Consider the following 24,165-nt stretch of genomic DNA (forward strand, 5'->3'; position numbering starts at 1 on the left):
ATCCAGGGGCGCCGCCACGCAAATGTAGTGGGCCGGGAACAGCGAAGCGGCTACCGTGTGGCACATGTCGGAACTCAAATCGCAGCTGCGCGCGGATATGACCGCCGCGATGAAAGCCAAGGACACGCTGCGCCTCGCCACGCTCAGGATGCTGCTCGCCGCCATCCAAACCGCTGAGGTGGCGGGCTCGCAGGCGCGGGAGCTTTCCGATGCCGAGGTCATTGCCGTACTGCAGAAAGAGGCGAAGAAGCGCAGCGAAGCGGCCGAGGTCTACACCCAGGCCGGGCGTGGCGAACTGGCCGCCAACGAACATGCCGAGGCGCGCATCATCGATGAATATCTGCCCAGCCAGCTCACCGACGCGGAAGTCGCCGACGTCGCGGACACCGCGATCGCCCAGGTCGCCCAGGAACTCGGCGAGCGGCCGGGCATGCGGCAGATGGGCCAGGTCATGAAGGCCGCCACCGCGATCGCCGCGGGTAAAGCCGATGGCTCGCGGCTCTCGGCCGCCGTGAAAGCGCGCCTCTAGCACCGGCACAAGTCGGGATAAACGAAACCGCCGACCCGGATCTGATCCGGGTCGGCGGTTTCGTGTTGTCGAAGCGTTATCGAGGAGCGGGGAATCCCGGGATGTTCGGGAATCCCGGAATGCCCGGGATGCCCGGAATGGGAATCCCCGGTGGCGCGCCGGGTCCGGGTGCGGGCGCCGGGACCCGCTGCGTCCCATCACTGATGTAGATGGTGATCACCGACCCGGGGATCGCCGATCCGTTCGGCGCGGTCCCCATCACCGTCCCCTTCGGCGGTGCACCGGCGCCGTTCACCGGTGACACCTGGAAGCCGGCCGCTACCAGTGCGGCGGTGGCCTGGCCCTGTGACATATTGGCGACATCGGGGACCTGGGCCTGATTGGATCCGCGCACATATTTATCGTCCAGCGGCGGCAGTCCGGGCGGCGGGAAGTTCCCGATCACCGGCTTGACCGCGTTGAACCAGGTGCGGGCGGGTTCGTTACCACCGAAGAGATTGCCGTCGCCGCAGCTGCGCAGCGGGAACGAGCAGATCTCGCCCGGCGTCGGGCTGTCGCCGTAGACGTAGGCCGCGGCCGCCAGTGAATTGGTGAAGCCGACGAACGCCGAGGAGCGGTGGCTCTCGGTGGTCCCCGTCTTGGCCGACAGCGGCATATTCCAGCCGGTGGCCTGCGCCGCACCGGCCGCCGTACCGCTGACGTCGTCCTTGCTCATCGCGTTGGCAAGGGTGTTCGCCAGGCCGGGGTCGACGACCTGTTCACAGGCCTGCTGGGTGAGCGGTACCGTCCGGCCGGAGCGGTCGACCACCTCCTTGATCGGCGACGGCGGGCACCACCGGCCGCCGGAACTCAAGGTGGCGGCCACATTCGACAGCTCGAGCGGGTTGATCGCGACCGGGCCGAGGGTGAACGAGCCGAGGTTCTGTTCCTTGATCATGTCCGCCAGGCTCTGATTGCCGTGGCCCGAGCTGCCCGCCTCGGTGTAGGAGCGCATGCCCAGGCGCACTGCCATATCAACGGTCGGGGTGACCCCGACGGCCTGGATCAGCTTGACGAACGCGGTATTCGGCGAGGTGGCCAGCGCCTCGGTCACCGACATCGGCGACTTGTAATTGCCCGCGTTCTGCACGCAGTAGGTGGCGGGCGGGCAGCCGCGCGCACCACCGTTACCCATGCCCTTGGCCTCGAACCGGCCCGGCACATCGAGTTGGGCGTTGATACCCATGCCCTTTTCCATGGCGGCGGCGGTGGTGAAGAGCTTGAAAATCGAGCCGGCACCGTCACCGACCATCGAATACGGCTGCGGCTGCACCGTTTCGTTGGCATCGCGGTTCAGGCCGTAGGTGCGGCTGCTCGCCATGGCGAGCAGCGGATGCGAATCCTGTCCGGGGCCGACCACCGACATCACCTGGGCGATATCGTCGAGGTTCGGGTTCGCGGCCTCGGTGACCGAGCGCTTCACCGAATCCTGTAGGGCCGGATCAAGGGTGGTCTTGATCGTGTAGCCGCCGGTGTTGAGTTGTTCGCGGCTGATACCGGCATTGGCCAGGTACTGCATCGCGTAATCGCAGAAGAAGCCGCGATCATTGGCGGCGATGCACCCGCGCGGCAGCCCTTTCGGCTCGGGCAGCACGCCGAGCGGTTCGGACTTGGCCCTGCGGAATTCCTCGGCGCGGCTGGGGATGTTCTGGATCAGGGTGTCCAGCACGGTATTGCGCCGCTGCAGTACGCCCTCGGGGTTGGTGTAGGGATTCAGCTTCGAGCTGGACTGCACCATGCCAGCCAGCATCGCCGACTGCGTCATAGTCAGATTCACGGCATCGACACCGAAGTAGGTCTGCGCCGCGTCCTGGATGCCATAGGAGGCGTTACCGAAGGGCACAAGGTTCAGATATCTGGTGAGAATCTCGTCTTTGGTCAGCTCCCGGTCCAAGGTGAGCGCCATCCGGATCTCGCGTAGCTTGCGCGCCGGAGTGGTCTCGATGGCGGCCCGGCGCTCGGCGTCGGTCTTGGCGACGACGAGCAGTTGGAAGTTCTTCACATACTGCTGATCGAGGGTGGACGCGCCCTGCTGCACTTCGCCGCTGCTCGTATTGGTGAGGAACGCGCGCAGCGTGCCCTGCCAGTCCACGCCTTCGTGTTGGGCGAATCGCCGATCCTCGATGGAGACGATCGCCAACTTCATGTCGTTGGAGATTTTGTCGCTGGGGACCTCGAAGCGGCGCTGCTCGTACAGCCAGGCGATGGGTGTTCCGTTGGTGTCGACCATGGTCGAGACGGTGGGGACAGTGCCCTCGACCAGTTCTGCGGACACATTGTCGACGGCGTCGGCGGCACGGTTGGAGACGAACCCGAAACCGCCTGCGAGAGGGAACAACAACCCGGCGACGAGCACGGCGGCCAGCGCGCAGCTGCCGGCCAGCCTCGCGAGCGTATGTGTGATCGGCACGAGCCCCAGACTACGGGGTGCCGATCCGGGGCTCTCGGGTGTGTTTGTCAGTCCGTCGGATCGTGCGGTTCGCGCGACCGAATCGGCGTGTCGTTGGACGGAATCCGGCGTGTCGTTGAAGGGCGAACCGCATGTCGGGTCGACCGCCCGGTTCTCGATCACGTTTGCATGGACGGACGTACCAAAAAGTCTCGGGACGGTCTTGCGCAGAAGCCATACCTTTACCTAGATTGAGAACCCAGTGTGATAGAGCTAACACTCAAAGTGGAATGTGGTGCAGTTCGCAGCGGGGTTTGGGTTGCTGCGGCACTGACACGCGATTCTGGAGCGCCGTTGACCCGGTGTTCGGACTGCAAAGGGGCACACCAAATGCACATGACAACCCCCATCGCTCGATTGGACGTAGAGCAGGCCGAAGCGAGGATCGCCTGGGTTGCCCAGGCCCGATGCAAGGAAGTAGACCCTGATCAACTGTTCGTCCGCGGCGCGGCGCAGCGCAAGGCGGCGACGATCTGCAGGCACTGCCCGGTGCTGATGCAGTGTGGGGCCGATGCACTCGATAATCGAGTCGAATTCGGCGTGTGGGGTGGCATGACCGAGCGGCAGCGTCGCGCGCTGCTGAAGCAGCATCCGGAGGTGACGTCCTGGGCCGACTTCTTCCAAGCCCAACGTCACCATCAGGTAGCAATCTAACCCGGAAACTGGAACCGAGCCCGCGATTGCGGGCTCGGTTCCGTTAATGGGTCTATATCAATCCGGCATCAGAATGACACAGTGGCCCAAACGATTTCGGGGCCCGAACGATTTCGGCTCGAATCGTCACGATCAGGCGGTCACCTCGACCGCGTGCGCATCGGTGAGTTGTACTCCGACCGCCCGCAGCGCCTCCAGATCGGAGACCTCGAAGGGCAGCGCGGTCACCGAGGCGATCGACACCCGCGGATGCGCTCCGGTGAACCGGTGCAGCAGATGCAGTTCGCGCTTGGCGGTCGCCATCCGCTGGGCGTGGATGCGCAGCACCGCGGCGGTGAGCGGATCGGATTCGGCCAGCTGATCAGCGGCGGTGAGCGCATGGTCGGCGGGCAGTCCGCTGAGCACCGGATGAGTGCGGTTCAAGATCAATCCGGCCAGCGGCATGCGTTCGGTCGAGAGACGGTCGACGAAGAACGACGCCTCGCGCAGTGCATCGGGTTCGGGGGCCGCGACCACCAGAAAGTGCGTGCCCGGCTTGGACAGCATCGCGTAGGTCCGGTCCGCGCGATCCTGGAAACCACCGAACAGCGAGTCCAGCGACTGCAGGAAGTTCGACGCGTCCTTGAGCATCTGCCCACCGACAATGGTCGACACACCGCGCACGGCCAGGCTCATCGCGCCGGTCACCAGCCGGGTGACACCGCGACCGGGAGCCATGATGACCCGGATCATCCTGCCGTTCAAGAAGTTTCCGAGACGCTTGGGCGCATCGAGAAAGTCCAGCGCATTGCGGGACGGGGGAGTGTCGACCACGATGAGGTCCCACTCCTTGTGTCCGGCCAGCTGGCCGAGCTTCTCCATCGCCATGTATTCCTGCGTGCCGCCGAAGGAGGAGGCGACCGTCTGATAGAAGGGGTTGGCGAAAATCTGCTCCGCCTTCTCCGGACTGGTGTGCTCGAGCACCATATCGTCGAAGGTGCGACGCATATTGAGCATCATCGCGTGCAGTTCGCCCTTGGCCTCCGGACCGAGCGCCACCCGCTGCGGGCTGTTGTCCAGATCGGCGACACCGAGTGACTGGGCCAGTCGCCGCGCCGGATCGATGGTGAGCACCACAACCTTGCGGCCCTGTTCCGCCGCGCGCAGCCCGATGGCCGCCGCGGTGGTCGTCTTGCCGACGCCGCCGGAGCCGCAGCAGACCACCACCCGTGCCGTGGGGTCCTCGATGATCCTCGAAATATCCAGTGGCGTGGTCACATTCGGGATGCTCATCGGACTCCCTGCTTACTCAGATGTTCGGCCAGTTCATAGAGGCCGCCGAGATCCATACCGTCGGCGAGTGCGGGCAGATACATCCGCGCCACATCGACCTTCGCGAGTTCGACGGCGCTATCGTCCTGTGCCTGCAAAGTGGCCGCGTGCTCCACGGTTTCGGTGATCAGCCCCTGGAAGTCCTGGTCCGGCACTGTGATTCCGGCCTCGGTGAGTCCGGTGCGAATGGCGTCGCGGTCGATATCGCCGCGCGCGGCCCTGTTGCGCACCTCGGCGGGTAGTTGCCCCTTGGTCGCGCGGTTCACGATGACGGTGCCGATCCGCAGGTCATTGGCGGTGAGTTCGGCGACCGCGTCGGCGGTCTCCTGTACCGGCAGCGCCTCGAGCAGGGTGACCAGGTGGATCATCGTCTGATCGGAGTGCAGCAGGTTCGAGACGCCCTCGGCCTGCGAGGCGATCGGCCCGCCCTTGGCCACCTCGACCATGGCCTGGGTGACATCGAGGAAGCTGGCGATCCGTCCGGTCGGGGGTGCGTCGACGACGATTTCGTCGAAAACGGGCTTGCCCTGCTTATCCACCCGGACTGCGCATTCCTTGATCTTGCCGGTCAGGATGACATCGCGCAGACCGGGTGCGATCGTGGTGACGAATTCGATGGCGCCGACCCGGCGCATGGCCCGCCCGGCGAAGCCCAAGTTGTAGAACATATCGAGGTATTCGAGGAAGGCATGCTCGATATCGAGCGCAAGCGCGACCACCTCACCGCCGCCATCCGCGGTGGCAATCCTGGTCTCGGTGGGCGGCAACGGCGGCAGATCGAATAACTGGGCAATGGACTGCCTGCTCTCCACCTCGACCAACAGCACCCGCCGCCCACCCGCGGCCAGCGCGAGCGCCAGCGCCGCCGCGACCGTCGACTTGCCGGTTCCCCCTTTGCCGGAGACATAGTGCAAGCGGGCCTTGTCCGCGCGCTCCGGCCAACCCGTTTCCAGCCCCGGCTCCGCCGAAATAGGCACTGCTGTTGGTACTCCCACGATCGCGAGCCTATAACCCGTTCTGAGATCCCGCCCCAGCGATACGGTCACTAGCCGACTTTGCCGGCGATTCCGTCCCAGACAGTGAGACGCATCGCATTGGAACGGGGCGAGATCACCACGGCCCCCAAATCGCCACAGAGCGAGTCTTACGAGCGACCCGTCTCACATCCGAGCCGTCGAAGCGCATAGCGACGTAGTCGGGAGTCTCGACGGCTGGGCTGGTGTACGCCGGGTATTGACGATCCGCCCCTCGGCAACCCAGACGAAGCGAGTGACGCGCTCGCGGCCTGTCTCAGATCCGAGCCTCGAAGCGCATGCAACGAAGTCTCGACAGCCAGGCCGCTGCACACCGGGTACTAACGATCCGCACCTCAGCGACCACCACGGAGCGAGTCTTACAAGCGACCCGTTCGCGACCCGACTCACATCAGAGTCGTCGAAGCGCATGCGACGAGGTCTCTAGTCTCGACGCACCTCGGTGACCCCGACCGAGCGAGTCTTACAAGCGACCCGTTCGCGACCCGTCTCGCGTCCGAGCTGTCGAAGCGCACATGACGAGGTCTCGAGTCTCGACGGCTGGGCTGGTGTACGCCGCGTGTTGACGATCCGCACCTCGCCAACCCCAACGGAGCGAGTCTTACAAGCGACCCGTCCGCGACCCGTCTCGCGTCCGAGTCGTCGAAGCGCACATGACGAGGTCTCGAGTCTCGACGGCTGGGCTGGTGTACGCCGGGTGTTGACGATCTGCACCTCGCCAACCCCGACGGAGCGAGTCTTACGAGCGACCCGTTCGCGGCCCGTCTCGCGTCCGAGTCGTCGAAGCGATGTGCCGTAGTCGCGAGTCTCGACGGCTCGGACGCGAGACCAAGGGGGCCGCGAACACGCCGCGCCCGCGCGGCCAACAACACAGCCAAAGATACAGTCGGTGCATGAGTGAATCGAAGGTGTGGGAGTACGCCACCGTTCCGCTGCTCACGCATGCGACCAAGCAGATCCTGGATCAGTGGGGCGCCGATGGCTGGGAGCTGGTGACCGTGCTCCCCGGTCCGACCGGTGAACAGCACGTCGCCTACCTCAAGCGTCCCAAGTAAGCAAAGGATTCGCCAATGACCCAGTGGGAAAAGAACCTCACCCAACTCGGACTGACCTTGCCGCCGGTCGTGGCACCGGTCGCCGCCTACATTCCGGCGATCCGCACCGGTTCGCTCGTCTATACCTCCGGGCAGCTGCCGTTCGTGGACGGGCAGCTCTCGGCGACCGGCAAGGTCGGCGCCGAGGTCTCGCTCGAACAGGCCAAGGAGGCAGCGAAGTTCTGCGCGCTGAACGCGATCGCCGCGGTGCACGATCTGGTCGGGCTCGATGCGGTGGTGCGGATCGTCAAGGTTGTCGGATTCGTCGCCTCCGCACCGGGATTCACCGATCAGCCGCAGGTCATCAATGGTGCCTCGGAGCTGCTCGGTGCGGTCTTCGGTGATGCGGGCGTGCACGCGCGTTCCGCGGTCGGCGTCGCCGAACTGCCCCGCAGCACCCCCGTCGAAGTCGAACTGATCGTCGAAGTGCGCTAGACAGGTCCGCAGGCAGACCATTTCGAGCGACCTGCAAGCAGTCGCTACGGCTAGATTTTCGATCGACTGGGGTACTCCGATGACGCTCACCCATCCCGCATACGACCAGCTGCGGCAGGTTACGCCGACCGCGGCGGTCGTACTTGCGGACAATCCAGGCCAGATGACGCTGGAGGGCACCAACACCTGGCTGTTGCGCGCCCCGGGGCAATCGGAGTATGTGGTCGTCGATCCGGGGCCGAAGGATAAGGCGCACAGCGCGGCGATCGTCCGCGCGACGGGCGGCAATATCGCGCTCACCCTGATCACCCATCGGCATCACGACCACACCGGCGGCATCGACCACCTGGTCGAGCTGACCGGTACCCCGGTCCGGGCCAGGACCGCCGAATTCCTGCGCGGCTCCGATGCGCCGCTGGTCGACGGCGAGGTGATCGAGGCGGCCGGTCTCCGGATCGCCGTCCTCGACACCCCCGGCCACACCAAGGATTCGGTGAGCTTCGTCCTCGATGACGCGGTTTTGACCGGTGACACCATTCTCGGCTCCGGTACCACCGTGCTGGACTCCAGCGACGGCACCCTTGCCGATTACCTGGCGTCGCTGGACAAGCTGGTTGAGGTGGGCGCGGGACGTGCGCTGTTACCCGCGCACGGTCCGGATCATCCCGATCTGGAGCCGATCGCCCGCTACTACGTCGCGCACCGGCAACAGCGTCTCGATCAAGTGCGCGAGGCGCTGCGCGTGCTCGGCCCGGACGCGGGTGCGATGGCGGTGGTGCGCAAGGTCTATGCCGATGTCGATAAGCGACTGTGGTTGGCCGCGCGCAGTTCGGTGCAGGCACAGCTCGAGTACTTGCGTGCCGAGCAGAACTAGACACCCGAGCAGAACTGGCAAACACAACAGCACGCTGAGTTCATTGAAGCGCTGAACTCAGCGTGCTTTTGTATCTGTGCTGTGGCGTCCGTCCGTCACCGTGCGGCTATGCGGCGGTGGGGGCCGGTTGCCGGTATGGGGCGAGCGTCAGCGCGCGCGGCGGGCCAAGCGCTCGGAGTCGGAGATCAGCACGCTCTTGCCCTCCAGCCGCAGCCAGCCGCGATGCGCGAAGTCGGCGAGCGCCTTGTTCACGGTCTCGCGGGAGGCGCCGACCAGCTGGGCGATCTCCTCCTGGGTGAGGTCGTGGGTGACCCGCAGCGCACCGGCTTCCTGGGTGCCGAACCGCTGCGCGAGCTGCAGCAACGCCTTGGCGACCCGGCCGGGAACGTCGGTGAAGATCAGGTCGGCCAGGTTGTTGTTGGTGCGGCGCAAACGGCGGGCGAGGACGCGGAGCAACTGCTCGGCGATCTCGGGCCGCTGGTCGATCCAGGACTTGAGTGCGTCACGGTCCATGGTGACCGCGCGCACCTCGGTCACGGTGGTTGCGGTCGAGGTGCGCGGACCCGGGTCGAAGATCGACAGTTCACCGAACATGTCCGACGGACCCATGATGGTCAGCAGGTTCTCCCTGCCGTCCGGGGAACGTCGTCCGATCTTCACCTTGCCCGAGGTGATGATGTACAACCGGTCACCGGGCTCGCCCTCGTTGAAGATGACATGCCCGCGCGGAAAATCGACGGGCTGCAGTTGTTTGGCGAGAGCCGCCACCGCGGTGGGCTCTACGCCTTGGAAGATGCCTGCTCTGGCGAGGGCCTCGTCCACGAATGTGCTCCTTATGGGAAATGGCTCTGTCCTGGACCGAAGCGATTCGGCCAACAGCGCAGTCTACGCGGCATTACGACAGCGTAGTGACAGACGCCACGTAACGAGTGGATTGCGCGACGTGCCAGGTACTGGTCGGTAGGGATTCAGCTGGCGCGTGCGACGTCCAGTTCTTCACCACGGGACCGGCGCCTGCGCATCCGTGCCACCGCGGCGGGCAGTCCGAGCTTCGTCAGCTCCTTCACTTCGGCGTTACTTGCCTTGTCCAGGTACTGCTGAACCTCTTCGTCGGGTTCGAGAAGTTTGCGGAGCCGATTCTCGACCCGCTCCATGCCCAGTGCAAATAGCATCAGCACCACTGGGAAGAGCACCACAGCGAGTCCTTGCATGACGAGCAGTAAACACGGTCTAGGTCTCAGATGGAACACGGCAAGAGATCTAGGAGGGCACCGTTGCGGCGTGGTTCCGTATGGTGGACAGGTGCGTGTCTCCCCCTCCACAGCCGCCGTCGGCGGGCCTTCGCCTGCCGCCGAGGCGACCGATGCGCAACCCGCCGCGGTCTCCGTTCCGAAACGCAAATCCCGAGCGCGACAAGCGGAAACCCAGTTGGGCCTGACCCGAAGAGCCCGCCGGATGGACCGTGCGCTCGCGGTGGCTTTCCCGGATGCGCACTGTGAACTCGACTTCACCACTCCGCTCGAATTGGCGGTCGCCACAATACTTTCCGCACAGTGCACCGATGAACGGGTGAATCTGACCACACCCGCGCTGTTCGTCAAGTATCGAAATGCCCGCGCCTATGCCGAGGCGAACCGCGCCGAGCTGGAGGAATACATCCGGCCGACCGGCTTCTTCCGCAACAAGACCAGTTCGCTGATCGGGCTCGGCCAGGCACTGGTCGAACGCTACGACGGTGAATTGCCTCACACCCTCGACGAATTGGTGCAGTTGCCCGGCATCGGCCGCAAGACTGCCAACGTCATCCTGGGCAACGCCTTCGAGGTGCCGGGCATCACGGTTGATACCCACTTCGGCCGCTTGGTGCGGCGCTGGGCGTGGACCACCGAGGAAGATCCGGTGAAGGTCGAGCACGCCATCGGCGAGCTGATCGAGCGCAAGGAATGGACGATGCTGTCCCATCGCGTGATCTTCCACGGGCGCCGGGTCTGTCATGCCCGCAAACCCGCATGCGGTGTCTGCATCCTGGCCAAGGACTGCCCGTCGTTCGGCGCTGGGCCGACCGATCCGGATACCGCGGCCAAGTTGGTAAAGGGTCCGGAGGCGGAGCATCTGCTCGAGCTGGTGGGCCGGTGAGACGGATACCTGTCGCGGCGCGCTTGGCGCTGGCAGGGTTGATCACCGTGGTGGCCTTGGCGGTCGCGCTGTGGCCGCGCCATAGCGACGACACCGCGACGGTTGGCGACCATCCGGCGAACTCCGCTACCACGGCCGCGCTCGCCGCACGCACCGCCGCCGGGCTCACGCAATGTCCGGTGCCCGCGGCCGATGCGGTGGGACGCGGGCCGCTTGCGGGGCTCGGCCTCGGGTGTCTGGCCGACGGAAATCCGGTCGATCTGGCGGCCGCGCTCGCGGGTAAACCGGCACTGCTGAACCTGTGGGCGTACTGGTGCGGACCGTGCGCCAAAGAGTTGCCGGATGTGCAGGAGTACGCACGACGCGCCGGAAACGCGATTACCGTGCTGACGGTGCACAGCGATCCTGATGAGGCGAGGGCGCTCGCGTTGCTGACCGATGTGAAGGTGACATTGCCCGGCGTGCTCGATCCGCGCGCCAAGGTCCGCACAGCGGTGGGCGCGCCCGCAGTACTGCCGGTGTCGGTGCTGCTGCGTGCGGACGGATCGGTCGCCGAGGTGGTTGTGCGCGCCTTCGCCGGCGTCGACGATATCGCCGATACGGTCGCGAACAATCTGGGAGTTGCGGCATGACGGATATCCCCACGTCCGGAGGCATCCCGAAATGGCTGCGCCGAGCCGCGGACCCGAATACCGACGTCTCCGACACGCTGACCTTGGCGCGAGCACTGCGGCGGGCCATGATCGCCAACAGCACGCCACGGCAGGCCGCCGTGCTCGTACTGTTCAGCGGTTCGCCCGAACCGGATCCCGATGCCCCCGGCGGGCTGCCCGCCGACGCGGATGTGCTGCTCACCCAGCGCGCGTCCACCATGCGTCAGCATCGCGGTCAGGTCGCCTTCCCCGGCGGTGCGGTCGATCCAGGTGACTCCGGGCCGATCGACACTGCGCTACGCGAGGCCTGTGAGGAGACCGGGCTGGCGCGCGATGGCGTCGAACCCTTCGCTATGCTGCCGAAACTGTTCGTGCCCCCGTCCCGATTCGATGTGACCCCGGTGGTGGCCTACTGGCACACCCCGAGAGAGGTCCGAGTGGTCAATCACGGCGAGACCGAACGCGTCGTGCGGGTGCCGTTGGCCGACCTGCTGGAACCGGCGAACCGCTTCATGGTGCGCGGCAGCGTCGGTTACCAGAGTCCGGCATTCCAGGTCGACGGCCTGCTGGTGTGGGGACTGACCGGCGGCATTCTGGCCGGGATCTGCAAAGCCGCCGGGTGGGAACGGGAATGGGACCACAGCGATGTCCGTGATCTGGAGACCGCGCTGGCGGCCGTAGGGATGACGTTATGACCTCATCGGCTTGGCTCGATATCGCGGTGGTACTGCTCGCACTGCTGGCCGCCTCCTCCGGCTGGCGGCAGGGCGCGGTGGCTTCCGCACTGGCCTTCCTCGGCGTCGTACTCGGCGCGGTCGCCGGCATCCTCATCGCGCCGCACATTCTGATCCACGTCAACGAGGGCAGACCGCGGGTGCTCACCGGGGTGCTGTTGATCGTGCTGCTGGTCATCGTCGGTGAGGTCGCGGGCATGGTCCTCGGCCGGGCCGCGCGCGGCGGTATGCGTCATCCGTTCACCCGCAGCGTGGACAGCGTCATCGGTGCCCTGCTGCAAGCGGTCGCGGTGCTGGTCACCGCATGGCTGCTGGCACTGCCGCTGGCCACCTCCTCCCAGCCCGCGATCGCCTCGGCCATCAACGGCTCGAAGGTGCTCGCCGACGTCAACGACGTTTCCCCGAACTGGCTGCGCCGCCTTCCCAATGAATTCTCCAAGCTGCTCAACACCTCCGGCCTTCCGGATGTCATCGGTCCCTTCGGCCGCGCCCCGATCGCGGCCGTCGAACCACCGGATCCCAGCGTCCTCGCCAGCCCGGTGGCGGCCTCGCTACAGCAGAGCGTGCTGCGCATTCGCGGCGTCGCCCCGAGCTGCCAGCGCGCACTCGAGGGCTCGGGATTTGTGATTGCGCCCGAGCGGGTCGTGACCAATGCCCACGTAGTCGCCGGAACCACCAGTATCACGGTGGACGCCGTCGGTGGTCCGCTCAACGCTTCGGTCGTGCTGTTCGATCCCTCCAAGGACGTCGCGATACTGGCGGTGCCCGGGCTAGTCGCCCCGGTGGTGGAGCAGGCACCAACGTCCGCGCGCTCGGGCGAGAATGCCATCGTGCTCGGATATCCGGGTGGTGGGCGGTACACGGCCAGCGCGGCCCGAATCCGCGAAACGCTGGACCTGACCGGACCGACGATCTACCGCAACGGCACCGTCGAACGCGAGGTCTACACGGTCCGCGGACAGGTCCGCGCGGGCAATTCCGGTGGGCCGCTGGTGGATACGGATGGCCGCGCGCTCGGCATCGTATTCGGTGCCGCGGTGACCGACGACGACACCGGATACGTCCTGACATTGGCAGAGGTCCGGCCGCAACTCGATGCCGCGACGGCCTCCGTCACGTCGGTGGAAACCGGTGCGTGCGTATTGAGTTGATCGACGAGCGACACAGGGGTGCAGCTGCCCCTGTGTCCGTGCGTCGGCTGCGGCTCACACCGGCCCGCGGGGTCGGCGTCGTGCACCTGCTTCTGTTTCCGCACGATCGCTGTGGCGTTGACGGGCTGGCAATGTCGGCGTCGTGCCTCCGCCCTGGTGTCGGTTCGACGGCTGCGCCGCTGACCGGCCCCCGCAGGGTCTGCGTCTGCCCCTGTGCCGGTGTGGCCGCCGCGGTCCTGACCCGCGCCGTAGGGTCGGTCTCAGCCGAGCAATTTGGCCAGCTCGGCCGTGACCGCATCCGGATTCTCTTGGTGCGCGAAGTGGCCCGCGTCCGGGATCACGACTTGCCGTCGCTGCGGTGACCATCGGCGGCCGCGCTGGAAGGTCGCGGGCAGGAGGTAGCCGTCGAGTTCGCCGCGCATGGCCAGGACCGGGATGCGGATCGGCTGCCGCATAGTGGCCATGAAGCGGCGGCCGTCCGGACGCCACTGGCTGCGGAAGGCCCAACGCTGGTATTCCAGGGCACAGTGCGCCGCGCCCGGGATCTGGATGGCCGAGCGCATCCGGTTGGCTGTATCGATGAATTCGGTGCTGCCCGAGAAGGTTCTGCTGACCCGCTGGCGCAGCAGCCGCTCGACTTCGAAGCCATTGCCGGAGGTGAGCAGGTGTTCGCCGTATCGAGGCAGCTGATAGCGCAGGAAATTCGGCAGCCAGGCGCGGCGTTGGCGCCGGTCCCGCAGCACCGCGCTCTTGAGAGCGACCGGGTGCGGGGAACTCACCAGCGCGATCGAGCGCACCAGCCGCGGGTGCAGCACCGCGGTCGTCCAGCAGACCAGTCCGCCGTCGGCATGGCCGACCAGCGTGGCCTCGGAGTAGCCCATGGCGCGGATGAGTCCGGCGACATCGCCCGCCAGCGTCCAGCCGTCATAGCCGCGCGGTGGTTTATCGCTGTCGCCGTAGCCGCGCAGATCCACCGCGACCGCGCGATAGCCCAGATCGGCGAGGCCGGTCAGCTGATGCCGCCAGGACCACCACAGGTCGGCGAATCCGTGGAGCAGCACGACCAGCGGTGCGTCCCTGCGGTCCGGCGCCGCCTCGACGATATGGAAGCGAATGCCGTTGGCATGCACGTCCCGATGCGTCCACGGTCCGTCGTAACGGACGCTGGACGGATCGGGAAACGAGTTGGACGACACGCCGATCGAGCCTAGTGTGGCGCGTGCCTCGCCGCCTAGTCGGCGCAGCCGGACCCGGCCGCGCCGAGCGCTTACTTCGACGGCTTCTCGAGCGCGAGGTGTTCCTCATGCGAGCCGAAGCCGCTCGGCAGCACTGTCCGTGCCTGCTTGAGCGAATCGATCGTCTTCGCCGGCGCCCGCAGTTTCTTGACGCGCAGATAGCCGAGCAGTGCCAATACCGCCGTTGCGACGATCATCAACAGGAACACGATCAGGAACGCCGCCCAGCGCGCCAGCCAGACATCGAGCAGTTCGCCGAGGAAGAAGAAAAAGAAGAAGGTGCTGAACAGCAGGACGGTCAGCGCGAGGATGAAGTAGACGCTGCCCTGCAGGCCCTTCTTGATCTCACCGGTCACCTCGGCCCTGGCCAGTTCGACCTCGGCGCGCACCAGTGTCGACATCTGCTCGGTGGCATCGCGGACCAGAGTGCCGAAGCTCGCCGATCCGATGGGGTCGGCATCCGTGAGGGGAATCGAGGTGACAGTGCGGTCGCGACGCGACTCGTCCCCGTTACCGCCGTTTGTGAAACTCACTTGGTCGACCCTTCTCCCTGTCCCGGCACTGTATCGGCCTCACTCTCTCGTTCTATCGCACGCGCATCCCGCCGCGCCTGGTGGACACGCCCACGCCGCAACAGTAGCGCCGAACCGGCGAGCGACGCCGCCATTGATGTCACCAACACCGCGGCCTTCGCCAATTCGACGGCCGAGCCGTCGCCTACGTCCGCCAGCGCGAGTTCTGCCACCAGAAGGCTAACGGTGAAGCCGATCGCGCCGAGCACCGAGAGGGCGAACATGTCTCGGTAGCCCAGGCTCGCCGGACGTTTGGCGATACCCAATCGGATTGCCACCCAGCTGATCCCGAAGATGCCGATGGTCTTGCCCAGCAGTAGTCCGAGAATGACAGCCAGTGACAGCCTATCGCTGAACAGCTGCTGGAAAACCTTGCCGTCCAACGGAACTCCGGAGGCGAACAAGGCGAACAGCGGCACGCAGAAGCCGGCCGAGACCGGCTGGATCAGGTGTTCGAGCCGCGTTGCCGGAGCCTGCGCCTCACCCGGGTCCTTGCGCGCTCTGGTCAGCAGGCCGAGCACGACACCGGCCAGGGTCGGATGGATGCCCGCCTCGTGCAGCGCGTACCAGGACACCAATGCCAGCGGGAGGTACACCAGGGGTGTGGAGATCCGCTTGTGCTGGGCCAGCGCCCAGCCCGCGAAACAGGCCGCGGCGGCCAGTAGCCACAGCACCGCCAGCGTCGTGGTGAACAGCACCGCGATCAGGATGATGGCGAGTAGATCGTCGACCACCGCCAAGCTGAGCAGGAATACCCGTGCGCTCGCCGGGATCCTGGAGCCGGTCATGGCCAGCACGGCCAGTGCGAAGGCGATATCGGTCGCCACCGGGATGGCCCAGCCCCGGTCCATGCCCTCGACACCGAATCCGACCGCCAGCGCGATCAGCGCCGGGGTGACCACGCCGCCGACCGCCGCGATGATCGGCAGTGCGGCGCGCTTCGGGTCGGCGAGTTCACCGACCACGAACTCGCGTTTGAGCTCCAGCCCGGCGACGAAGAAGAAGATGGTCAGCAAACCGTCCTTGGTCCAGTCCGCGAGGGTGAGGTGCAGATGCAGTGCCTCGAGGGGCAGGACGGTATCGGTGACGGTGAAGTAGCTGTGGCCCCACGGCGAGTTCACCCACAGCAAGGCGGCCGCTGCCGCGATCAGAAGTATTGCGCCACCAACGGTTTCGGTGCGTAGGTAGCGCGTCAGCTCCGAGCGCACTTGGGTGATCACGGGAAACCTTCCGGCAGGGTGGATACGGCTGCGGACGCGCAATCCCACCGATTCGGCGTTCAAGTACACGACCGCATGCCGACCAGGCTTCCCGGCACACCTTACGTAATTCTAACGGGTAGGGCCGGTGACGAATCTCGTCACCGGCCCTACGATGTGCCGTTTCGGTATGCCGACTCAGGCGCGGCTGGTCCGAATCGCCTCGAAGACATTCGGATCGACCAGCGTCGAGGTGTCGCCCAATTCGCGGCCCTCCGCGACATCGCGCAGCAGTCGCCGCATGATCTTGCCGCTGCGGGTCTTGGGCAGTTCCGGCACCACGTGGATCTCCCGCGGCCGCGCGATCGGGCTGATCTCCCGTGACACCTCCGCCTTCAGCTCGTCGACCAGCTCGTCGCCGGTGTCCTTGGCCTCTGCGGTGAGGATCACGAATGCGACGATGCCCTGTCCGGTGGTGTCGTCGCTGGCGCCGACGACCGCGGCCTCGGCGACCCCGGAGTGACCGACGAGCGCGGATTCGACCTCGGCGGTGGAGATGCGGTGACCCGATACGTTCATCACGTCGTCGACCCGGCCGAGCACCCACAGATCGCCGTCGGCGTCGAGCTTGGCGCCATCACCGGCGAAGTACCAGCCCTGAGCGGCGTAGCGCTCCCAGTAGGTTGCCCGGTAGCGCTCCATATCGCCCCAGATACCGCGCAGCATCGACGGCCACGGCTGATCGAGCACCAGGTAGCCGTTGGCCTCGGTCTCGCCGAGTTGGACCGCCTTGCCCTCCTCGTCGACGACCGTCGCCGAGATGCCGGGCAGCGGTGTCATCGCGGCGCCCGGCTTCGCGGCGGTGACACCCGGGAGCGGGGAGATCATGATCGAACCGGTCTCGGTCTGCCACCAGGTGTCAACGATGGGCGCGGTGCTCGCGCCGATCACCTCGCGGTACCACCGCCACGCCTCCGGATTGATCGGTTCGCCGACGCTGCCGAGCAGCCGGATGCTGGACAGATCGTGGGCGGCCGGAATCTCCTTGCCCCACTTCATGAACGTGCGGACCAGCGTCGGCGCCGTGTAATAGATGGTGACGCCGTACTTTTCGACGATGTTCCAGTGCCGATGCTCATCCGGAAAGTTCGGCGTGCCCTCGTAGACGACCTGGGTGGTCCGGTTCGACAGCGGTCCGTAGACGATGTAGGTGTGTCCGGTGACCCAGCCGATATCGGCGGTGCACCAGTACACGTCCTGACCGGGTTTGTGGTCGAAGACATTGTGGTGGGTGTAGGACGCCTGGGTGAGATATCCGCCACTCGTGTGCAAGATGCCCTTGGGCTTACCGGTGGTGCCGGAGGTGTAGAGGATGAACAGCGGATGCTCGGCGTCGAAGGCCTGGGGCTGGTGTTCCGGCGCGGCCTGTGCGATGGTCTCGTGCCACCACAAGTCGCGCCCCTCGGTCCACGGCACTTCGATATTCGTGCGCCGCACCACGAGCACATGCTCGACGCTGTGCGGCACATCGCCATTGGCGTACAGCGCCTCGTCGACAGCCTCCTTGAGCGGGGCGGCCTTACCGCGCCGCCACTGGCCGTCGGTGGTGATGATCAGCCGGGCGCTGGCGTCGTCGACGCGCTGGCGCAGGGCGGTGGGGGAGAAGCCAGCGAACACCACCGAATGCGTCAGTCCGAGTCGGGCGCAGGCCAGCATGGAGACGATCGCCTCGGGAACCATCGGCATATAGATGGCGACCCGATCGCCCGCCTCGAGCCCGAGTTCGGTCAAATAATTTGCCGCGCGGGACACCTCGGCCAGGAGTTCGGTGTAGGTGATGTCGCGGGAGTCGCCCGGCTCACCTTCCCAATGGATCGCGACCTGATCGCCGTGCCCGTCGAGCACATGGCGGTCCACACAGTTGTAGGCGACATTGAGCTTGCCGTCGACGAACCACTTCGCGACGGGCGCGTCGGTCCAGTCGAGCACCTGCGTCCATGGCTGATCCCAGTGCAGCCGCCCGGCCTGTTCGGCCCAGAACGCGTCGCGATCCGCCGCGGCCCGCTGATACAGCGACGCGTCGGCGTTCGCGGCTGCGGCGAATGCCTCGGTCGGTGGGTACGAGTCCCGGTGGTCGGCGGTGGCGTCGGTCATCTCATCTCTTCCTTCACGTAGCCGTAGTGCTGGCAGTCGCAGTCGATTCGACAGTAACCAACTGTGACCCGCACCGCGTCCGGTGTGTCCAACGGGTTTCCGTTCGGTCACCGCGCCGGGTATCCTGCGCGATCCGCTGACAAACCGGCCTTTTGGTCGCTATCGTGATTGATCAAGCAGCTCCGGACATCGGAAGCCCCAACGGAGGCATAGTTCCGGCGGATGTCTGTTTTCTCATGAATGTTTAGCGTGTTTCGGCGATGTTGCCGGATTGGTAACAAGTGGAACGAACCTTGGTCAATCCGATGACAAGGCTGCGTCGAATGGCTACTGTCCCAGGCATTCCAAGGCGGATGGAGTCGAGGCGCGCTGGGTAGTTACGCATGCGCCGTCACGTACCCCCTTCGCCTGTCTCGAAATCGGGAGAACGCGTTGAGATTCAACAGAGCTACAGCGTTGACGGCGGCATTCGTACTGGCCACAAGCCTGGGACTGTCCGCATGTTCGTCGAGTGATAGTGCCGATGCCGACATCGTCACGACGAACGGCGGTGAGCCGCAAAATCCGTTGGTGCCGACCAATACCAATGAGAATATGGGTGGCCGCGTCGTGGACCGGCTGTTCGCGGGTCTGAAGTACTACGACGGCAAGGGCGTCGCGCACGACGAGATGGCCGAGTCGATCAAGACGACCGACCGAAAAAACTACACGATCACCATCAAGCCGGACTGGAAGTTCACCGATGGCACCACGGTGACGGCGAAATCGTTCGTCGACGCCTGGAACTACGGCGCTCTCGGCACCAACGGCCAGTTGCAGAGCTACGTGTTCACCCCGATCGTCGGATTCGACGAGGTATCCGCGGAGAAGCCGACGGCCCAGACGATGTCGGGTTTGAAGGTGGTCGATGACCGAACCTTCTCCGTCGCGCTGAAGTCACCGTCCATCGACTTCGAGACCGAACTCGGCTACGCGCCGTTCTACCCACTGCCCGAGGCCGCGTTCAAGGATATGAAGGCCTTCGGCGAGAACCCGATCGGCAACGGCCCCTACAAGTTCCAGACCTGGGAGCACAACGTCAAGATCGAGATGGCGCCCAACCCGGACTACAAGGGCGGACGTCCGCCCAAGAACAAGGGCCTGCGCTTCGTCATGTACCAGTCGTTCGACACCGCCTACTCGGATCTGCAGGCGGGCAATCTCGATACCCTGGACACTATTCCGGACAGCGCGCTGACCTCCTACAAGAAGGACCTCGGCGATCGCGCGATCCTCGATCCGTCCGCGCAGAACCAGCACATCGGCGTCCAGGCCAACGTCCCGCATTTCGGTGGTGAGGAAGGGCTGCTGCGTCGTCGGGCCATCTCCATGGCGATCAACCGGCAGCAGATCTGCGACACCATCTTCAACGGCACCAAGATCCCGGCACGTGACTTCACATCGAGCACCCTGCCCGGATTCGACGGAAACCTGCCCGGCTCGGAGGTGTTGAAGTACAACCCCGATGAGGCCAAGAAGCTGTGGGCGCAGGCCGATGCCATTTCGCCGTGGTCGGGTCGCTACGAGATCGCCTACAACTCCGATGGCGGCCACCAGGCGTGGATCGAGGCCGTGGCCAACAGCGTCAAGAACACCCTCGGTATCGACGCCGTCGGCACGCCGTACCCGACCTTCAAGAACATCCGAGATCTGGTGAACCAGAAGACGATCGGCAAGTCGTTCCGTTACGGCTGGCAGGGTGACTACCCGACGATGTTGCAGTTCCTCACCTCGCAGTACTTCAGCTACTCCGAGACCAATAACGTCGACTACAAGAGCCCCGAATTCGACCACCTGCTCGACGCCGCACTCGCCGCGCCGACGCTGGCCGAGTCGTACAAGATCGTGGCGCAGGCGCAGGCGTTGTTGATCAAGGATATGGCCGATATCCCGGTGCTGGACTACCTTGCCGCAGCGGGACGTTCGGACAAGGTGAAGAAGGCCGACCTGGCCTGGAATGGTCTGTTCGACTTCGAGAACATCGAGAAGTAGCCGCTCGGCGCCGGCCGTGCCGTCATGACCTGACGGCACGGCCGCGCCGCTCACCCAGGAGACGAAATGGCCTGGTATATCTTGCGGCGTCTGCTCCAAATGATCCCCGTCTTCCTCGGGGCGACGCTGCTCATCTATGCACTGGTTTTCCTAGTGCCGGGCGATCCGATCCACGCGCTGGCCGGCGACAAGCCGATGACACCCGCCGTGGAAGCCCAGCTCCGCGCGCGCTATCACCTGGATCGCCCCTTCTTCGTACAGTATCTGCTGTATCTGAAGGGCATCTTCACGCTCGATTTCGGCACCGCCTTCTCCGGCCGCCCGGTGCGTGACGAGCTCGCACGGGCGTTCCCGATCACCATCAAACTGGCGTTCATGGCGGTGCTCATCGAGGGCATTTTCGGCGTGATATTCGGTCTGATCGCAGGTCTGCGCAAGGGCAAACTGTTCGATTCGACGCTGCTGGTGGTCAGCCTGATCATCATCGCGGTGCCGATCTTCGTGATCGGCTTCCTCGCCCAGTTCGTGCTCGGCGTGAAATGGGGCATCGCACCGGTCACCGTCACCGGCAAGGCGAGCGTCGGTGAACTGTTCGTACCCGCCTTCGTACTCGGGTCGCTGTCGTTCGCCTATGTGCTGCGACTGACCCGAAATTCGGTGGCGGAGAACATGTCCGCCGACTATGTGCGCACCGCGACCGCGAAGGGGCTGAGTCGGCCCCGGGTGGTCACCGTGCACATCCTGCGCAACTCGATGATCCCGGTGATCACCTTCCTCGGCGCCGATCTCGGTGCGTTGATCGGTGGCGCGGTCGTCACGGAGGGCATCTTCAACATTCCGGGCGTCGGCGGAACGCTGTACCAAGCGATCACCCGCGGTGAACCACCGACGGTGGTCTCGTTCGTGACCGTGCTGATCGTGATCTTCCTGATCTCGAATCTGATCATCGACCTGCTCTACGCCGCGCTCGACCCGAGGATCCGATATGCCTGACCTCGATAAGGAAGCTCCGGACAGGCAACCGCATTTCGTCGCTCCGCCCGACGAAGTGGAGGTGCTCGCCACCGACCAGGTCGTCGACACCGGTTCGCCGACCAGCATCTGGCAGGACGCGTGGCGCCAGCTGCGCCGCAATCCGATCTTCATCGTCGCCACGGTGCTGATCGTGTTCATCGCCATCGTCGTGCTCTGGCCCGGCCTGTTCTCGGATCAGGATCCGCGCTACTGCAATGGCGATTTCAGCATGGATCCGCGTGGGCCCGGTCACCCCTTCGGGTTCGATAAGCAGGGCTGCGACGTCTACACCCGAACCGTTTACGGCGCACGGGCTTCGGTTATGGCCGGTTTGGGCGCGACGACGGTGTTCCTACTCGTCGGCGGCACGCTCGGGGCCCTCGCGGGCTTCTATGGCGGGCTGCTGGATTCGGTCGTCTCCCGCATCGCGGAGATCTTCTACGCGATTCCGCTGATGTTGGCCGCGATCGTCATCATGCAGCTGCTCGACTCGCGCACGATCTGGACCGTCATCCTGATCCTGGCGGCCTTCACCTGGCCACAGGCCTCGCGCATCGCGCGCAGCGCGGTGATCGAGGCGAAGAACAGCGAATACGTCACGGCGGCGAAGGCATTGGGCGTGTCCCGAATCCGGACGCTGCTGCGCCATGTGCTGCCGAATGCGGCGGGACCGCTGATCGTGGTCACCACGATCTGGCTCGGCGCGTTCATCGTCACCGAGGCGACGCTGTCCTACCTCGGCGTCGGTTTGCCGCGCACCATCGTGTCCTGGGGCTCCGATATCAACACCAACCAGCACGAGCTGCGCGGCGGATCGCCGATTCTGTTCTATCCCGCTACGGCTTTGGCACTCACCGTGCTGAGTTTCATCCTGCTCGGCGACGCGCTGCGGGACGCGCTCGATCCGAAGGCGAGGAAGAGGTGACCGCGACGATGTCCGAGAGACCATTGCTCGAGATCGAGGATCTCAACGTCTGCTTCTCCTCCGAGGGCAAGAAGATTCCGGCGGTGCGCGACGTCAGTCTGTCGGTGTATCCGGGGCAGACCGTCGCGATCGTCGGCGAATCCGGATCCGGGAAATCCACCACCGCGCACAGCATTATCGACCTGCTGCCCGGCACCGGGCAGGTCACCTCCGGGTCCATCGTGTTCGACGGCAAGGATCTGGCGAAGGCGTCGAAGCGGGATATCGTCGCGGTCCGCGGCAGCGGCATCGGGTTGGTCCCCCAGGATCCGATGTCGAATCTGAATCCGGTGTGGAAGATCGGGTTCCAGATCCGAGAGACTTTGGAGGCCAACGGCATTGCCAAGGGCAAGGCGGCCAAGCAGCGCGCCGTCGAACTGCTCGAGGAAGCCGGTATGTCGGATGCGGCGCGCCGGGTCAATCAGTATCCGCACGAATTCTCCGGCGGTATGCGCCAGCGCGCGCTCATCGCCATCGGACTGGCCTGCCGTCCCAAACTGCTGATCGCCGACGAGCCGACCTCGGCCCTCGACGTCACGGTGCAGCGGCAGATCCTGGATCATCTCGACGGGCTGACCAGCGAACTCGGCACCGCGGTCCTGCTCATCACCCACGACCTCGGCCTGGCCGCCGAGCGTGCCGAACATCTGGTGGTGATGTATCGCGGCAAGGTGGTGGAATCCGGTCCGGCACTGCAGATTCTGCGCGAACCGCAGCATCTGTACACCAAGAAGCTGGTGAATTCGGCGCCCTCGCTCGCCTCGCAGCGGCTGTCCTCGGTGCGCGAGCGCATCGAGGTGCGCAAGCAGGCTGTCCAGGTCGCCGAGGAGCTCGCGGCGGCCGATACCGAGCTCGCAGCGGTCTCCGATGACGTCGTGGTTGCGCGAAATCTGACCAAGGCGTTCAAGATTCGGGGCAGTACGCCGTGGAAGTCGACGGATTTCGTCGCGGTCGACGATGTGTCGTTCCGGCTCGAGCGCGGCACGACCACGGCGATCGTCGGCGAGTCCGGTTCGGGCAAATCCACGGTGGCGCAGATGGTCCTGGGTCTGCTCGAACCCACATCGGGGTCGGTGACCTTCGACGGACGAGAAGTGGCGAAGCTGGATCGTCGGGCCGCATTCGCATTTCGTCGCCGAGTGCAGCCCATCTTCCAGGACCCCTACGGTTCGCTGGATCCGATGTACTCGATCTACCGCACCATCGAGGAGCCGCTGCGCACGCACAAGATCGGCACCGCCAAGGAACGCGAGGCAACGGTGCGCGACCTGCTGGACAAGGTGTCATTGCCGTCCTCGGTGATGCGCCGCTACCCCAACGAACTCTCCGGCGGCCAGCGCCAGCGCGTTGCGGTGGCCCGTGCACTCGCGCTCTCGCCGGAGGTCGTGGTCTGCGACGAGGCGGTCTCCGCCCTCGACGTCCTCGTCCAGGCCCAGATCCTCAAGCTGCTCAACGACTTACAAGCCGAACTGGGCCTGTCCTACCTGTTCATCACCCACGACCTGGCCGTCGTCCGCCAAATCGCCGACGACGTCCTGGTCATGCAAACCGGCAGGATCGTCGAGGCGGCCGCCACCAATGAAGTCTTCGACAACCCCCGAGAGGAGTACACCCGCCGCCTACTCGACGCCATCCCGGGCCGAGACCTGTTGGCGGGATGACCTGCATTGCACGGTGTCCCGCTGGGGCGGGCGCACGGGCGAGTTCGGACGGCGCGCACGCGAGGCGGTGACCGACTCGCCCCTCCCAGCTACAACGGAGCGAATCTTACGAGCGAGGAGTTCGCGGCCCGTCTCGCGTCCGAGTGGTCGTAGCGCATGCGCGCAGGCACGAGTCCCGACTAATGGGCCGGCGTACATCCAGTGTCTACGAAAGGCTCAGCCGGTCGCCGACAGCGCGAGCG

The 24,165-nt window shown here is 65.5% G+C and carries 22 protein-coding genes; 13 read left to right on the plus strand and 9 right to left on the minus strand.

Going from position 1 to position 24,165, the window contains the following annotated elements:
- Positions 1-64 precede the first annotated feature (64 nt).
- Positions 65-529 (plus strand): GatB/YqeY domain-containing protein, encoded by a 465-nt coding sequence (locus tag ACQP1G_RS02145; RefSeq protein ID WP_433197835.1) that lies wholly within the window; start codon positions 65-67, stop codon positions 527-529.
- A gap of 76 nt (positions 530-605) precedes the next feature.
- On the opposite strand, the gene ACQP1G_RS02150 is transcribed toward ACQP1G_RS02145, so the two are convergent.
- Positions 606-2,978 (minus strand): penicillin-binding protein, encoded by a 2,373-nt coding sequence (locus tag ACQP1G_RS02150; protein WP_433197837.1) that lies wholly within the window; start codon positions 2,976-2,978, stop codon positions 606-608.
- Between the two features lie 369 nt (positions 2,979-3,347).
- Between ACQP1G_RS02150 and ACQP1G_RS02155 the strand changes: the two genes are divergently transcribed.
- Positions 3,348-3,671 carry a WhiB family transcriptional regulator gene (locus tag ACQP1G_RS02155; RefSeq protein ID WP_397240795.1) on the plus strand — a complete coding sequence of 108 codons (324 nt, stop codon included), beginning with the start codon at positions 3,348-3,350 and terminating at the stop codon, positions 3,669-3,671.
- A gap of 132 nt (positions 3,672-3,803) precedes the next feature.
- On the opposite strand, the gene ACQP1G_RS02160 is transcribed toward ACQP1G_RS02155, so the two are convergent.
- Both ACQP1G_RS02160 and ACQP1G_RS02165 read right to left on the minus strand, forming a co-directional pair.
- Entirely contained in the window at positions 3,804-4,943 is a 1,140-nt protein-coding gene (locus ACQP1G_RS02160; RefSeq protein WP_433197839.1) for an ArsA family ATPase, read from the minus strand.
- Complete coding sequence (locus ACQP1G_RS02165) at positions 4,940-5,959, minus strand: ArsA-related P-loop ATPase (protein ID WP_433208013.1); 1,020 nt, start codon at positions 5,957-5,959, stop codon at positions 4,940-4,942. Before ACQP1G_RS02165 ends, ACQP1G_RS02160 begins: the two co-directional genes overlap by 4 nt.
- A 950-nt stretch (positions 5,960-6,909) precedes the next feature.
- Here ACQP1G_RS02165 and ACQP1G_RS02170 point away from each other — a divergent pair.
- From ACQP1G_RS02170 to ACQP1G_RS02180, 3 genes are all read left to right on the plus strand, one after another.
- Positions 6,910-7,071 (plus strand): DUF4177 domain-containing protein, encoded by a 162-nt coding sequence (locus ACQP1G_RS02170; protein WP_364497970.1) that lies wholly within the window; start codon positions 6,910-6,912, stop codon positions 7,069-7,071.
- A gap of 15 nt (positions 7,072-7,086) precedes the next feature.
- Positions 7,087-7,545 (plus strand): RidA family protein, encoded by a 459-nt coding sequence (locus ACQP1G_RS02175; protein ID WP_433197841.1) that lies wholly within the window; start codon positions 7,087-7,089, stop codon positions 7,543-7,545.
- 79 nt (positions 7,546-7,624) lie between these two features.
- A complete protein-coding gene (locus ACQP1G_RS02180) occupies positions 7,625-8,419 on the plus strand; it encodes an MBL fold metallo-hydrolase (RefSeq protein WP_433197843.1) in 795 nt (264 codons plus the stop codon).
- A 147-nt stretch (positions 8,420-8,566) separates the two neighbouring features.
- Here the strand turns inward: ACQP1G_RS02180 and ACQP1G_RS02185 are convergent, their stop codons facing one another.
- Together ACQP1G_RS02185 and ACQP1G_RS02190 are read right to left on the minus strand one after the other, a co-directional pair.
- On the minus strand, positions 8,567-9,241 hold the full coding sequence (locus tag ACQP1G_RS02185; RefSeq protein ID WP_011206875.1) for a Crp/Fnr family transcriptional regulator: 675 nt from the start codon (positions 9,239-9,241) through the stop codon (positions 8,567-8,569).
- A 146-nt stretch (positions 9,242-9,387) separates the two neighbouring features.
- Positions 9,388-9,630 carry a hypothetical protein gene (locus ACQP1G_RS02190; RefSeq protein ID WP_040686056.1) on the minus strand — a complete coding sequence of 81 codons (243 nt, stop codon included), beginning with the start codon at positions 9,628-9,630 and terminating at the stop codon, positions 9,388-9,390.
- Positions 9,631-9,874: 244 nt separating this feature from the next.
- Between ACQP1G_RS02190 and nth the strand changes: the two genes are divergently transcribed.
- Genes nth through ACQP1G_RS02210 form a run of 4 tightly spaced genes read left to right on the plus strand, consistent with a single transcriptional unit; the run spans position 9,875 to position 13,093 of the window.
- Positions 9,875-10,555, plus strand: a complete 681-nt coding sequence (nth, locus tag ACQP1G_RS02195) for an endonuclease III (protein ID WP_433208016.1) — start codon at positions 9,875-9,877, stop codon at positions 10,553-10,555.
- Positions 10,552-11,187: a TlpA family protein disulfide reductase gene (locus ACQP1G_RS02200; protein ID WP_433197845.1), complete on the plus strand. Its 636-nt coding sequence runs from the start codon at positions 10,552-10,554 to the stop codon at positions 11,185-11,187. Before nth ends, ACQP1G_RS02200 begins: the two co-directional genes overlap by 4 nt.
- Positions 11,184-11,903 (plus strand): NUDIX hydrolase, encoded by a 720-nt coding sequence (locus ACQP1G_RS02205; protein WP_433197847.1) that lies wholly within the window; start codon positions 11,184-11,186, stop codon positions 11,901-11,903. The genes ACQP1G_RS02200 and ACQP1G_RS02205 overlap by 4 nt, the downstream gene beginning before the upstream one ends.
- Complete coding sequence (locus tag ACQP1G_RS02210) at positions 11,900-13,093, plus strand: MarP family serine protease (protein ID WP_433197849.1); 1,194 nt, start codon at positions 11,900-11,902, stop codon at positions 13,091-13,093. The genes ACQP1G_RS02205 and ACQP1G_RS02210 overlap by 4 nt, the downstream gene beginning before the upstream one ends.
- 260 nt (positions 13,094-13,353) lie before the next feature.
- Here ACQP1G_RS02210 and ACQP1G_RS02215 read toward each other — a convergent pair whose 3' ends face one another.
- The 4 genes from ACQP1G_RS02215 to acs form a co-directional block, all read right to left on the minus strand.
- Complete coding sequence (locus ACQP1G_RS02215; RefSeq protein ID WP_433197851.1) at positions 13,354-14,289, minus strand: alpha/beta fold hydrolase; 936 nt, start codon at positions 14,287-14,289, stop codon at positions 13,354-13,356.
- Positions 14,290-14,360: 71 nt separating this feature from the next.
- Complete coding sequence (locus ACQP1G_RS02220; RefSeq protein ID WP_433197853.1) at positions 14,361-14,861, minus strand: phage holin family protein; 501 nt, start codon at positions 14,859-14,861, stop codon at positions 14,361-14,363.
- The gene (gene nhaA, locus ACQP1G_RS02225) at positions 14,858-16,117 is read right to left on the minus strand and encodes a Na+/H+ antiporter NhaA (protein WP_433208018.1); all 1,260 of its coding nucleotides are present in this window, start codon (positions 16,115-16,117) and stop codon (positions 14,858-14,860) included. Before nhaA ends, ACQP1G_RS02220 begins: the two co-directional genes overlap by 4 nt.
- Positions 16,118-16,297: 180 nt before the next feature.
- Positions 16,298-18,253, minus strand: a complete 1,956-nt coding sequence (acs, locus tag ACQP1G_RS02230; protein ID WP_433197855.1) for an acetate--CoA ligase — start codon at positions 18,251-18,253, stop codon at positions 16,298-16,300.
- Between the two features lie 432 nt (positions 18,254-18,685).
- Here acs and ACQP1G_RS02235 point away from each other — a divergent pair, with 432 nt between their 5' ends.
- From ACQP1G_RS02235 to ACQP1G_RS02250, 4 genes are all read left to right on the plus strand, one after another.
- Positions 18,686-20,284 carry a peptide ABC transporter substrate-binding protein gene (locus ACQP1G_RS02235; protein ID WP_433197857.1) on the plus strand — a complete coding sequence of 533 codons (1,599 nt, stop codon included), beginning with the start codon at positions 18,686-18,688 and terminating at the stop codon, positions 20,282-20,284.
- Positions 20,285-20,350: 66 nt separating this feature from the next.
- Entirely contained in the window at positions 20,351-21,277 is a 927-nt protein-coding gene (locus tag ACQP1G_RS02240; protein ID WP_433197859.1) for an ABC transporter permease, read from the plus strand.
- A complete protein-coding gene (locus tag ACQP1G_RS02245) occupies positions 21,270-22,223 on the plus strand; it encodes an ABC transporter permease (RefSeq protein WP_433197861.1) in 954 nt (317 codons plus the stop codon). The genes ACQP1G_RS02240 and ACQP1G_RS02245 overlap by 8 nt, the downstream gene beginning before the upstream one ends.
- 8 nt (positions 22,224-22,231) lie before the next feature.
- Positions 22,232-23,923 (plus strand): dipeptide ABC transporter ATP-binding protein, encoded by a 1,692-nt coding sequence (locus ACQP1G_RS02250; protein ID WP_433197863.1) that lies wholly within the window; start codon positions 22,232-22,234, stop codon positions 23,921-23,923.
- The last annotated feature ends 242 nt before the right edge of the window (positions 23,924-24,165 follow it).

It is taken from the genome of Nocardia sp. CA-107356 (assembly GCF_050946365.1).
Taxonomy (GTDB): Bacteria; Actinomycetota; Actinomycetes; order Mycobacteriales; family Mycobacteriaceae; genus Nocardia.